This is a genomic window from Streptococcus sp. HMSC062B01, from assembly GCF_001811085.1.
In the GTDB taxonomy this organism is placed as follows: Bacteria; Bacillota; Bacilli; order Lactobacillales; family Streptococcaceae; genus Streptococcus; species Streptococcus gordonii.
Genome location: NZ_KZ672804.1, coordinates 1 through 13,337, shown reverse-complemented (window position 1 = coordinate 13,337; position 13,337 = coordinate 1). Strand labels below are relative to the sequence as shown.

At 46.4% G+C, this 13,337-nt stretch carries 9 protein-coding genes; all 9 read left to right on the top strand.

What is annotated here, in order from left to right:
- The first annotated feature begins 26 nt into the window (after positions 1-26).
- The gene (galE, locus tag HMPREF2780_RS08405) at positions 27-1,028 is read left to right on the top strand and encodes a UDP-glucose 4-epimerase GalE (protein WP_070493752.1); all 1,002 of its coding nucleotides are present in this window, start codon (positions 27-29) and stop codon (positions 1,026-1,028) included.
- Between the two features lie 196 nt (positions 1,029-1,224).
- Entirely contained in the window at positions 1,225-1,815 is a 591-nt protein-coding gene (locus tag HMPREF2780_RS08400; protein ID WP_105026493.1) for a CDP-archaeol synthase, read from the top strand.
- Positions 1,816-1,829: 14 nt separating this feature from the next.
- Positions 1,830-4,325 carry a PEP/pyruvate-binding domain-containing protein gene (locus HMPREF2780_RS08395; protein ID WP_105026492.1) on the top strand — a complete coding sequence of 832 codons (2,496 nt, stop codon included), beginning with the start codon at positions 1,830-1,832 and terminating at the stop codon, positions 4,323-4,325.
- Positions 4,312-4,944, top strand: a complete 633-nt coding sequence (locus tag HMPREF2780_RS08390) for a CDP-alcohol phosphatidyltransferase family protein (protein ID WP_046165733.1) — start codon at positions 4,312-4,314, stop codon at positions 4,942-4,944. Before HMPREF2780_RS08395 ends, HMPREF2780_RS08390 begins: the two co-directional genes overlap by 14 nt.
- Positions 4,937-5,809 carry a phosphatidylserine decarboxylase gene (locus HMPREF2780_RS08385; RefSeq protein ID WP_105026491.1) on the top strand — a complete coding sequence of 291 codons (873 nt, stop codon included), beginning with the start codon at positions 4,937-4,939 and terminating at the stop codon, positions 5,807-5,809. Before HMPREF2780_RS08390 ends, HMPREF2780_RS08385 begins: the two co-directional genes overlap by 8 nt.
- Positions 5,794-6,693 (top strand): UbiA family prenyltransferase, encoded by a 900-nt coding sequence (locus HMPREF2780_RS08380; RefSeq protein WP_105026490.1) that lies wholly within the window; start codon positions 5,794-5,796, stop codon positions 6,691-6,693. The genes HMPREF2780_RS08385 and HMPREF2780_RS08380 overlap by 16 nt, the downstream gene beginning before the upstream one ends.
- Entirely contained in the window at positions 6,693-9,170 is a 2,478-nt protein-coding gene (locus HMPREF2780_RS08375) for a phosphoenolpyruvate synthase (protein ID WP_105026489.1), read from the top strand. Before HMPREF2780_RS08380 ends, HMPREF2780_RS08375 begins: the two co-directional genes overlap by 1 nt.
- Positions 9,163-10,236, top strand: a complete 1,074-nt coding sequence (locus HMPREF2780_RS08370; RefSeq protein WP_061601822.1) for a hypothetical protein — start codon at positions 9,163-9,165, stop codon at positions 10,234-10,236. Before HMPREF2780_RS08375 ends, HMPREF2780_RS08370 begins: the two co-directional genes overlap by 8 nt.
- A 202-nt stretch (positions 10,237-10,438) precedes the next feature.
- Positions 10,439-13,337, top strand: a 2,899-nt coding sequence (locus HMPREF2780_RS08365; RefSeq protein WP_158672307.1) for an SIALI-17 repeat-containing surface protein, incomplete at its 3' end; no start/stop codon positions are given.

Below are 13,337 nucleotides of genomic sequence, written 5' to 3'. Positions count from 1 at the left end.
CTAGCGTAACAGGGAAAGGAAGTTTTATGGCAATTTTAGTATTAGGTGGTGCTGGCTATATCGGCTCGCACATGGTTGACCGTTTGATAACAGCAGATAAGGAAGAAGTAGTCGTTGTTGATAATTTGGTGACTGGCCACCGGGCAGCCGTCCATCCGCAAGCAGTCTTTTATGAGGGGGATTTGGCGGATAAGGACTTTATGCGTGATGTCTTTGCCAAACATCCATCCATTGATGCGGTCATTCACTTTGCTGCCTTTTCACTTGTAGCAGAGTCTATGGTAGATCCACTCAAGTATTTTGACAATAACACAGCCGGCATGGTTTCCCTTTTAGAGGTCATGCAGGAATGTGGCGTTAAAAATATTGTCTTTTCTTCGACTGCTGCGACTTATGGCATTCCTGAGGAAGTTCCGATTCTGGAAACGACTCCGCAAAAGCCGATCAATCCTTATGGTGAGAGCAAACTCATGATGGAGACCATTATGCGCTGGGCAGACCAGGCCTATGGCATCAAGTTTGTAGCCCTGCGTTATTTCAATGTAGCCGGTGCCAAGCCTGACGGCTCAATCGGCGAGGACCACGGGCCTGAAACCCATCTCCTGCCCATTGTGCTTCAAGTGGCTCAGGGTAAACGAGAGAAGATTGCTGTCTTTGGCGATGATTACGACACTCCGGACGGGACTAATGTCCGCGATTATGTCCATCCTTTCGACTTGGCTGACGCCCATATTCTGGCTGTCGAGCATCTGCGTGCTGGACATTCATCAGATGCCTTTAACCTTGGCTCTTCGACTGGTTTTTCCAACCTGCAGATTGTAGAAGCAGCACGAAAGGTGACCGGACATCCTATTCCTTTGGAAATAGCAGATCGGCGCCCAGGAGACCCGGATACGCTGATTGCTTCCTCTGAGAAAGCAAGAAAAGTTCTGGGCTGGCAGCCGAAATTTGACAATATCGAAACCATTATCGAAACTGCTTGGAAATGGCATTCCAGTCATCCAAATGGCTATGATGATAGAGTTTAATAGCCCTCTAAAGCAAACCAGTAGGATTTACTGGTTTTTTTGTTTAAATCAAGTCTTAAACTAGAAGAGATTAGAAGGTCTCTTCACAGTTTGCCCTACTGAAGGCCTGTAATTTTTATGGTATAATGGGTTCATTATAATTTAAAGAGTTCTGAAGATTTCTATTTGACTCTTATAAAAAAGAATAGGAAATAATATGCACACGATTCTTGCTTTATATATCACCCTGATGCCGGTCATTCTGGCTGGAGTTCTGAATATGATCTTTTGCAAGTCTTCACTGCTAGAGGTGGCTTATCGACCAATGGATGCTGGGCTGATTTTAAAGGATGGGAAGAGGCTTTTTGGAGCTAACAAGACTTGGAAAGGTTTCTTTGGTATGATTGTCTGGGGAGCCTTGGCTCAGATCCTTTGGGGCTTGCTCTTAAAGAGTTTTCCTACCCTAGAGAAGCTGCACTTAGTCTATGCTTTCTACGAAAATACCGTGCTGTTTAATCTGGTACTTGGGTCTCTTTTGGGGCTGGCTTATGTTTTGTTTGAGCTGCCTAATAGTTTTGTCAAGCGCCGTTTGGAAATCAGAGAGGGCAAGACGGCGGAGAATGGCTGGAAATGGACCTTTATCTGGATTGACCAGATTGATTCCTTGATTGGATGTATTATTTTCTTGCTTTTCTATATCCCTCTGTCTTGGCAGAAGATGCTAGGCATTTTAATCCTAGGGGCGGGCACGCATCTAGGAGTCAATCGTCTGCTCTACTGGACTAAGCTTAGAAAAAATCGTATGTGAGATGGGAGTTTTTGATGAAAGAACTATGGCTGGAAAAAGAGCCTTCGGCCGTCTATGGCGGTAAAATCAATCAGTTAATCAGCCTCTGTCAACTAGGTCTTTCGGTTCCTAAGGCTCTGATTTTGCCAGCGGACCAAGTAATGGCTTGGCTAAGCGCAGCTCTGCCAGAATACTCAAAAGAGGGACTTAAAGAGTTCATCAAACTGGGCAAGGAGGGAATTGCGGAGCGTTTGCAGCAGTATCCCTTGGATCCAGCTTGGAAGCGAGAGTTAGCAGCCTTTTGCCAGGAAAATCAAGCTTATATTGTTCGCAGCAGTGCCCTTTTAGAAGACGGACAGGCCATGTCATTTGCCGGTCAATATAACTCGATTGGAAATTGCCGGACACTGTCAGAAATTGAGCAGGGCATTCGTTCTTGTCTGCTTTCTCTTTTTAATCCTGAAGCCTTGGCCTACTGGCAACGTCAGGGTCTTACTGAGCAGGATTTTGCCATGGCAGTGCTGATTCAGGAGCAGATAGAGCCCGACTTTAGCGGTGTCTGCTTTTCTCTAGACGTGGCAACAAATCAGGACCAGACCATGCTATTGGAGTATGTAAAAGGCTCAGCTGAGAGCTTGGTTAGCGGTCAAGTTAATCCTGATCAGTTGACTCTTCCTTGGTACAAGCCAGACTGGAGCCAATTTGAAAAGGCTGAAATCTCTCTTACAGTCTTGCAGAAACTGCATGCGCAAGTTTTGCAGATTGTGGCCTATTTTGGTCGGCCGATGGATATTGAGTGGTGTGCTGTCCAAGAGCAAGTCTATATGCTTCAGGCTCGGCCTATCACGACGGTACCAACTAAAATCGACAGTGGCCGCTGGACGACGGCGAATTTTCGGGATGGAGGCGTGGCGGCCCAGCCCTGTCCAAATCTGATGTGGAGCCTTTATCGCTATTCTTGGCAAGAGGCACTCTCCAGCTTTTTGCTGGCAATTGGCCTAGAGCCAGATGGTGTGATGCCGCCGCTGATGCGCCTGCATTATGCTCGGCCTTTCTGGAACTTAGGAGTGGTCAAGCAAGGTATGAAGCAGATTCCAGGCTATATTGAGCGAGACTTTGATGATGAGCTGGGAGTCAATAAAGACTACCAAGGTCAAGGTTTTACCAGCAAATTAAGTCCAGCCTTGCTCTTAAATTTCCTGCGGGTAGCTTTGAAAACGCAAAAAGTAACTAAGACTTTTCTGCATCAGGCGCCAGAGAAGCTGCAAGAGCTGCGCCAGCAATTTAACCTCCTGAATCAAGAAATCCAAGAACTGAACGACCAAAGCCCGCTGCAGCAGGTCGAGAGTCTTTGGCAGTTAGTGCTAAATCAGGTTTATTTAGACAGTGAGGGAACTTATTTCTGGCAGGCCTACATCAATACGGTCCAGCTGTCTATGAAAAAGACCAGTCTGCTCAAATGGCTGACGGTCGATGAATTTTTCCAATTGATAGCTAAGTTGGGAAATGTTTCGCATACCAAGCCTTTGGCTCGAATGCTGGAAGCTGCGGATCTTGTTTTGGCAGACGAGAAACTGACAGACGATTGGTTGAAGCTATCGGTGGAAGAGTTGCAGGAACTGACTGCACAATATCCTGAGCGAGCAGATTTCATTAAGATTCAGGATTTCCAAAAGGACTTTGGCTATCACTCGACACGGGAGCTGGACTTGCGAGTAGCGAGTTATGAAGAAGATGCTCATCAGGTCCTGACAGCAGTCCAGCAATTGGTTGCTGATTCAGCTTATTACCAAGCGGCCAAAGCTTCGCTCAGTCCTGGCTCGGAGTCTGAGCTGGATCTGGCTCATCTATCTCGAGCCAAGCAGAAAAAGATAGAAAAAATCAGTCAAGACCTTCGGAACTTGCTCTGGTGGCGGGAGGAGTTCAAGGATATTTCCACGCGCTATTACCACCTCATTCGTCAGATTAGCCTCAAACTCGGCCGAGCCTACGAAAAGCGAGGCTTTCTGAAAAATGAACAAGATGTTTTTTACATTAAGAAAGAAAGTCTGACTGCCTTTATGGAAGGGCAAAAGACTGCTGACCAGCTCCAAGAAGAAGTGGCTGATAATCGGCATTATTGCCAGGCCTATCGGAATTTTGAGCCAGTTGGTGATTTGACTGATAAAGAGATGAGTTTGGAAGAAGCGGCCCATGATAGTCAAGCTCTGCTGACGGGAATGCCAGCCAGCAGCGGTCAGGTGACCGGTCGGGTTCGGGTCCTCTTGGATTTGGCTGATATTGAGACGATTGAGCCGGGAGAAATCCTTGTCACTCGCTATACAGATACGGGTTGGAGCTATGTTTTCGGTATTCTGGGCGGTCTTGTGACAGAGTATGGCGGGGTTCTCTGCCATGCATCCATTGTCGCTCGGGAATGCGGGATTCCAGCTCTGGTCTGCGCTAAGAATGCAACTCAGCTGCTAGAAACTGGCATGATGGTAACTTTAGATGGAAGAAGAGGAGAAATAAGAATTCATGAAGAAGAATGAACCTTTGTTTATCGGTGAATACGATAAATCTGTTATCCTGACCTATATGGGCGCTGCTTTTGCACTGTTGGCAGTCTATGCCATCATTCATTCCCAGCTGCGTCTGGCCATGATGGCCTTTATCGTTAGCGGTATCTGTGACCTCTTTGATGGTGTGGTGGCGCGGCGGATGAAGCGGACTGAAAGCCAGAAGCGCTTCGGCATTGAGATTGATTCGCTCTGTGACATGATTAGTTTTGCGGCTCTTCCGGCTGTGCTCCTCATGACTCAGTTGCCCTTGGGAGTGGCCAATATCATCTTGGCTGTCCTCTATGTCTTGGCTGCGGTCACACGCTTGGCGCATTTTAACCGCTTGGCCAAGCATGATGAAGGATCTGGCTCTTATTTTATCGGCTTGCCCGTGACTTACAGCGCCCTATTTTTCCCTCTGACCTATCTGGTCTGTCAATGGCTGGCGCCTGGTTTCTTTGCCTGGGTGTGGCTTGGTTTGTCTCTTTTGTTGACCTTCCTATTTGTCTACAACTGCCGTATTCCCAAGCCCAATAAGCTGGCCTATCTGATCTTTGCGATTCTGGCTGTTGCAAGTCTGATTGGTCTGGGGGTTCTCCCGCATGGTTAAGGTCTATCTGAGAAGGACTGACCAAGTAGTGGAACCGACAGAATACAAGGCGGGTCTGTTAGACAAGCTTTATGGTACTGCTTGGGGCCGCTTCCTATTGCCTATCTTCACCCGACCTAGTCTGTCTTATCTTCTAACCTTGAAAGACTATACTGCTTTTTCTCGCAAGAAAATAGCAGCTTTTGTGGAAAATTATCAGCTGGATCTGGATGACTATGAAGATGGCCCCTATTCTAGCTTTGCGGCTTTTTTTCAGCGGAAAATCAAGCCTGGTCTGCGTCCAGTCTGTCCTGACCGTCAAGTACTGGCAGTGGCAGATGCCAAGCTAGAAGTTTTTACCATCAGTCAGGACTTGCAACTGATTATTAAAGGGCAGATGTATAGTCTAGCTGACTTACTGTTGGATGAAGAATTGGCTCAGTTGTTCAGTGGCGGAACAGCGCTGGTCTATCGTTTGGGAGTGGAAGACCTGCACCGCTATTTGGCAGCTGAATCCGGCAGAATTACCCAAAGACGAAAAATCAAGGGACGCCTGCATACGGTCAGACAGGTAGCCCAGAAGCAGCGCCTGATTTACAAGGAAAATAAAAGAGAATACTGTCTTTTAGATACCGACCTAGGACCTGTCCTGCAGATGGAAGTAGGGGCTCTCTTGGTCGGAAGAATATACAATCACAGTCAGGACCATTTGGTCAGGGGACAGGAGAAGGGATGCTTTGGTCTGGGCGGCTCAACCATTCTTGTCCTCTATCCAGCAGGTACGATTCGCATGGATCAGGATATCCTGACTCACTCAGACCTCGGAATAGAAACCCAGATTCAAATGGGTGAAAAGATTGGAGAAAAGCTATGTTTAAACGATTAGCTGTTTATTATAGGGAAATGTTTCCTTTGCTGCCGCGCTTTTTTGTGGCTGCCATCATGTTTTTTGAGATTTATTTTGTCCTCTTGCTCAATGACGGAGTAACCACCTTTCACTTTGACCATCAGGAGTTGATTGGTATTTTTACCATTTTTGTCTTTCTGATGATTCTGCGGATTGCGGATGATTTCAAGGACTACGAGACCGACAGACGTCTCTTTCCTCATCGGGCATTGCCATCTGGACGGGTGAAAAAGAAGGACTTGGCTGTTGCCCTCAGCTTTATCGTAGCTGTATCTGTACTTCTCAATGTTCTCTTTATGAACAATATCGGCTGGTTCCTCTTTCTCTACATCTACGGAACTCTCATGTCCTTCTGGTTCTTCAAGCGTGACAAGATTCAAAATTCTCTGCCACTGGCTCTAGTAACCCATAATCCGGTCATGATGATTTTGAATCTCTATACCATCTCTTTTGTCTGCTACAAGTACAATCTGCCTCTCTTGTCCCTGCCGACCGTCTTGCTGGCCTTTACCATGTATTTCCCAAGTCTGATCTGGGAAGTCTGCCGCAAGATTCGGGCGCCAAAAGACGAGACCGAGTATGTGACCTATTCAAAGCTTTTTGGCTACAAAAAAGCCACTCGTTTTATCGAGGTAGTGACTCTGCTGGATATCTTGACTAATTTCGCTCTCCTCTGGAATATTTCCCATGTCGGAGTGGTGGTCTTGGTGCTGAATGTTATCTGGATGACCGTCCAGTTTGAGCAGTTTATCAAGGATCCGACTCGCTTTAATATCCGGGAGCGGGTGGAACGCTATACCTATATCACGGAGACGACCATGGTTCTGTCCGTTGCTGTTTATCTCTTGATGGGGGTACTTTGATGAAAAGAATCAAGCAGACAGGGCTTGACCAGGTCGGAGGCAAGGCCTATCATTTGCTGAAAATGCAGGCTGCTGGTTTGCCGGTTCCTGACTTTGCGGTGTTTGCTTTTGACTTTTTTCAAGAATCTGCCAGCTCTGCTGACTTAGAGCGGATGGAAGTAGCCTATCGGTCTGGAGAATTGAACTTGTCCCAGCTCAGTCAGCAGCTGCAGGACTGGGCCAGAGAGCAGTTTGCGCAGGAAGACCTGACAGCAGCAGAAAACTGGATTCGGCAGGAATTTTCTCAGAAAGACTGTCGCTTCGCAGTCCGCTCATCTGCTACCATTGAGGATGGGAAGGCTTCATCCTTTGCCGGTCAGTTTGAGAGCCAGCTCAATGTGAAGACAGAGGGGCTCAAAGAAGCCATCCAAGCGACCTTGCTCTCTCTTTATCAGGAGTCGGCTCTTAGTTATCTATTTGAGCAAGGACTATCGTTGAAGCAAGCGCAGATGATTTGCCTTGTTCAGGTTATGCAGGAGGGAGATTTGTCTGGGATTTACTTTACAGCTAATCCCAAGGGCATTCTGAACGAGCACATCATTGTCATCGGTCGGGGCTTGGGCAATAAGGTTGTCGAGGATAAGATTCCTACGACAATGGTGACCCTCCATCCCAAGGACCAGCTCTTTTATACAGAGCAGACGGAGGACTCACCAGACGTATCACAGGAACAACTTGCGGAGTTACAGGCCTTGGCTGGTCATGTAAGTCAGCTTTTCGGACCTTATATGGATATGGAGTTTACCTTCGCAAATGGCCAGCTCTATCTCTTGCAAGTACGACCTATTACTACCTTGCCAGAGGGACAGCAGATTATTCTGGATAACAGCAATATTGTCGAGAGCTATCCTGGCGTTTCCAGTCCTCTGACTATTAGCTTTATTCAAGAGGCTTATGCCAGCATTTTCCGCAGTTTGGCTCAGCGTTTGGTTGGCAAGGATGCCCCTGAGTTGGCTGCCTATGAAACCACTTTTCAAAATATGCTGCAGCCGGTTAACAGCCGGGTTTATTACCAGATTCAGAGCTGGTATCAGCTCTTGCAGCTTCTGCCTTTTTCTAAGAGAATCATTCCTATCTGGCAGGATATGCTGGGAGTGCGAGAGACAGAGGTACCTCAGATGCCGGTGCACCTGTCTGCTTTCAAACGCCTGCAAATCATGCTCCGTATCATCCGAGAGTTTTGGACGTCTCCCAAGCAAATGCGACAATTGGAAGAGCAGTTTGCCCAGATTCAGCGCGAATACGAAGAGAGCTTTTCTCCCGCCGCAGATGCGGAGACCTTGATTGCCTTGGTCAGTAAGCTAAAAGAGGATATTCTGGCTCACTGGGACATTACGCTGGTCAATGACCTCTATGCTTTTGTCTATACTGGACTCCTGAAAAAATCGCGTCGCGGCGGAGCGGTTCAGGCTGAGATTGCAGGAATTGAGCAGATTGAAAGTATGAAGCCGGCTTTGGCTCTACAGGCTTTAACAGCTCAGCTAAAAGCAGAAGAAAATGCAGCGATTAGACAAGCTATGGAAACTGAAAGCTCAGAAGTTTTTCTAAGTCGCCAGCATCCTTTGGTCAAAGAAATAGTCCATTTTATCCATGAATTTGGTGATCGAGCTCCAGAAGAGTTGAAGTTAGAAACACCAACCTTCCGAACGCACCCAGAGCGTCTGATCAAGCTCCTGCTGCAAATGTGCCAGCAAGAGGAGAAGAAGTTGGCACCTCAGAAACTTGAAGAAGAGGTGCAAAAATCAGGCTGGTGGACGAATTTTCTTCGCAAGCGAGCCATGACTGGTGTTAAATATCGGGAAAGCTCACGCTTAAACCGCACACGAATCTACGGCATGATGCGGCAAATTTTCCGAACACTTGGCCAGCAATTAGCCGAGCAAGGGTTGCTGGCTACGCCTGACGATGTTTTTTACCTGACAAAGGAAGAGTTGTTTGAGCTGACCAGAAAGCCCAGAGATGTTAGTGGCTTTATAGCTGAGCGTCGGGAGAAGTTAGAGGCTGATAAGTGGCTGCCAACCTTTAGTCGCTATGTTTTTGCTGGACAGGTCTTTGAGAAATACCTAAAACCGCAAAACCGCACCAGCAGTCATAATACGGGCAATCAAGCCTTACAAGGGATTGGCTGCTCATCTGGTTTCGTTAAGGCTCAGGTTTTGGTCGTAGAAGATGTGCAGGAGATTGAATCTGCTCAGGACCGGATTATCGTGACCAAGATGACCGATCCGGGCTGGGTTTATCTTCTGACTCAAGCCAAGGGTGTCATTGCAGAGCAGGGGTCTTTGCTCTCTCACACAGCTATTATTTCCCGCGAGTTGGGTATTCCTTCTATTGTCAATGTTAGAGGAGCTTGCAGTCTCTTGCAAAATGGCGACTGGATTGAGATGGATGGCCTTACTGGCAAGATTCGACTAGTCAAGGAGGAAGACCATGCTTGAAATTAAACCAGTCAAACCTAATACGACAGAGCTGGCCGATTTTCTAGCCCTGCCCAAGCAGATTTACCAGCCAGATCACCTCATGCAGTCGGAAGAGGAAGAACTGGCTTTAATTGAAGGCAGTCACCCGCTGAGTTCTGGCCTAGATACCTATGCCTTTATTGGCTATGAGGAGAGCCAGCCTTGTATTCGCGGACTTCTGACCTTCTATCCAGATGATGAGGCTGCTTACTTGGGATTTTTCGAGTCGATCAATGACCAGAAGGTTGCATCTGCTTTTATCGAGCATTTAGCAGGTTTTGCCCGCAGTCTCGGAGCTATTAAGATAATCGGTCCCGTACAGGCAAGTTTTTGGCTAGGCTATCGAATGCAGCTGACTGGAACAGAGGAGCTCCCTTTTACAGGGGAGCCTCATAATCCAGCCTATTATCCTGAGCTGTGGCAGGCAGCTGGTTTTGAGCTCAAGGAGCGCTATCTGTCCAATTTTTATCCCAAGGTCAGCAATCAAACTCATCAGGATAAGCTGGCTCATCGCTTTGAGTCTTTTGAAGAAGCGGGTTTCACCATTTGCTCTCCCGAAAAGAAGGATTGGGAAGAAGCTTCGCTGCAGGTTTTTGAGCTCCTCAATCGCCTCTATCAAGATTTTCCAATTTATCGGTCTATTTCCAGTCAGCAGTTCAGTCAGATTTTTCAAAAATACCAGTATATTCTTGATTTTTCTATGGTTAAGCTGGCCTATAAGGAGGGCAAGCTAGTTGGTTTTCTGATTGCCATGCCGGACTACGGATCTCTGGTTTATCAAAAGCTGACTCCTTTTAACCTAGCCAAGCTTTTCTGGACCAAGCGTTTTCCCAAACGTTATACGATTATGTATCTAGGAGTAGATGAGCAATTCTTGGGATTAGGCTCTGCCTTGGCCTATCCGATTTTTAAAGAAGCGCAGAAGCGACAAGCTTCAGCTATTGGTGCCCTGATTCATCAAAAAACCGTCACACGGCACTATGCAGCAGAATTGCAAGGAGACAAGCATGAGTATGGTCTCTTTGAATTAAGATTGTATTCGTAGTTACTAAAGCATATTTACAAAAGCAAGTTTTCTGAGAGGAAACTTGCTTTTTATTTCAAAAGATAAAAATGAATAATATGTTTGGTTGAAAAAGAAGTAAATTTCAGTATTAAAAGATATATTTTTAAGCAAAGAAATTGTCTTTTTGAAAAAAATCCAGTAAAATTTTAAGAGATTATTATATTATGAAAAGGGAATTATTATGGAAAAAAGAATCACTGGTGATAGGTTCCAGCGCTATTCTTTAAGAAAGTTATCAGTAGGATTGGTTTCCGCTACTATCGGAAGCTTCTTTTTTAGTACGGCGATAGCAGGAAATGTAAGTACGATTGAGGCTGCAGAAGTATCAGCTAGACAAACTATTCCTGTTCAATATCACTACGTAGTAGAGTCTGAACTGACTGAGGCTGAAAAGAATGCGGTCGTTAAGGAGCTTCCAAAATTTGTAGAAGAAAACTCTGACGCTTATTATTTAGTATATCGTCCAAAAACTCAGGGGCTGTTGGAAAATAATCTGCCGAGGACGGGATACTCAAGTCTGTGGGAAGCAACTTTTACAGTTGCTGGGCTGACTTTAGCAGTCTTAGTAATTGCACGAGGTAGAAATGGTAAGCGATACCTGTCTTCTATTTTGCTGGTGACGGGTCTAGGCTCTATTCTCTTAGCTCCTTCTGTGTTTGCAGTGACCAATATTGAATTAGCAGCTTACAATCAAAGGCTGAATTTGTCAGTAGGAGATAAGCTGCCTGAGCCTTTAGAGATAACCGGTTTTGAATATGTCGGATATCTAAAAAGTGGTGAACAGGTCAAGGAGAACGCAGCAGGAAATCATCAGCTTCCTATGGCACAAAAGGACTTGTCAGCTGTTGAAGTCAATAAGCAGGCGGGCAAATCTGTGAGTTTTTCTGAGAATCCAAGTACTCCCAATAAGCCAGTATCTACTGAAACAGAGAAACTGACAGAGCAAGAAAAAGCTGTTGCTGTCAAGGAGCGCGAGTCTGATCGACGTTTTCCAGTCACTGAATTACCTGAATTGCAACTCAAGAGCCAAGACAGCACCCAAACCCAAGTTCTGCCTTATCAAACTGAGTACCAATATTCAAATGAGCTTGCAGAGGGACAATCTCAAATTATTCGTAAAGGCATATCTGGTACACGTACTGTTATCACACGAAATTATATTGCAGGTACAGATATTGTAAAAAGTGAAGTGGTTTCAGACCAGGTTACTTCTACGCCTATTTCGGAAATTATTTTAGTTGGAACAGCTACAGCCAAATCTGTACCAAAAGAAGCACCAGTTCAAGAAGTTCCTGAGTTGACCAACTACGGTACAGCCCCTGAAACAGCACCTGTCCAAGAAGTTCCTGAGCTGACCCACTATGGTACAACTCCCGAGACAGCACCAGTGCATGAAGTTCCTGAGTTGACCAACTACGGTACGACTCCTGAAACAGCACCTGTCCAAGAAGTTCCTGAGTTGACCAACTACGGTACAACTCCTGAAACAGCGCCAGTGCATGAAGTTCCTGGGCTGACCGATTATGGTACAAGTCCTGATACAGCACCAGTGCATGAAGTTCCCGAGTTGACCAATTACGGTACAACCCCTGAAACAGCGCCTGTTCAAGAGGCTCCAGAACTGGCAGAATATGGCACCAGTACCGAGACAGCCCCAATTCACGAGACTCCAGAACTGACGGAATATGGCACAGCACCAGATACAGCACCAGTGCATGAAGTTCCCGAGTTGACCAATTATGGTACAACCCCCGAAACAGCACCAGTGCATGAAGTTCCAGAATTGACGACTTATGGCACAAGTCCTGATACAGCTCCTATTTATGAGAACTCTGAGTTGGAATTGACTACAAATGACGAGGTTAGAATAGAAAAGATTGATTTTTCTATTGAGGAGCAGTATACAAATGAGATTCCAGAGGGGAGTCGTAAAATAACAACTCCGGGAGTTCAAGGCGAACGGACCATCAAGACCCGCGTCTACAGTTCCAACGGTCAAGTGGTTGACCGCCAAGAGTTGTCTAACGAGGAAACCCTAGCTCCCGTAACTCAAATCGTCAAAGTCGGCACAGCTAAGACAAGCATGGTACCGAACGATGCACCGAAAGCAGACACTTTGCCAGAGTACCCACTGACTTACACGGATGAAACGCGTGTAGAGAAAGTAGCTTTCACCATCGAGGAACAATATACCGATGAGTTGCCACAGAACGCTCGTCAAATTGCGACTCCAGGAGTCCAAGGTGAACGAACTATCAAGACTCGTGTCTACAGTTCTAACGGTCAAGAGATTGATCGCCAAGAGTTGTCTAACGAGGAAACCCTAGCTCCCGTAACTCAATTCGTCAAAGTCGGCACGGCTAAACCAAATATGGTACCAAACGATGCGCCGAAAGCTGACGCTTTGCCAGAGTATCCACTGACTTACACGGATGAAACGCGTGTTGAGAAGATTAACTTCTCTATTCGTGAAGAAGAGACTGACGAACTTGTTCGAGATGCTCGCCAAATCGCAACACCGGGTGTCCAAGGAGAGCGAACCATCAAGACCCGTGTCTACAGCTCCAATGGTCAAGAAGTTGACCGCCAGGAGTTATCGAATGAGGAGACTCTCGCTCCAGTGACGCAAGTTGTCAAAGTCGGAACAGCTAAGCCGCATATGGTACCGAACGATGCGCCAAAAGCAGATGTTTTGCCAGAGTATCCGCTGACTTACACAGACGAAACCCGCGTAGAGAAAATAAACTTCACAATTCGAGAAGAAGAAACGGACGAACTTGTTCGAGATGCTCGCCAAATCGCAACACCGGGTGTCCAAGGCGAGCGAACCATCAAGACCCGTGTCTACAGTTCCAACGGTCAAGAAATTGATCGTCAAGAGCTTTCCAATGAAGAAACTCTAGCTCCAGTAACACAAGTCGTCAAAGTTGGTACAGCTAAACCACATATGGTACCGAATGAAGCTCCGAAAGCAGAGGCATTGCCAGAATACCCGTTGACTTACACCGACGAAACCCGTGTAGAAAAAATTAATTTCACTATTCGTGAAGAAGAAACGGACGAACTTGTTCGAGATGCTC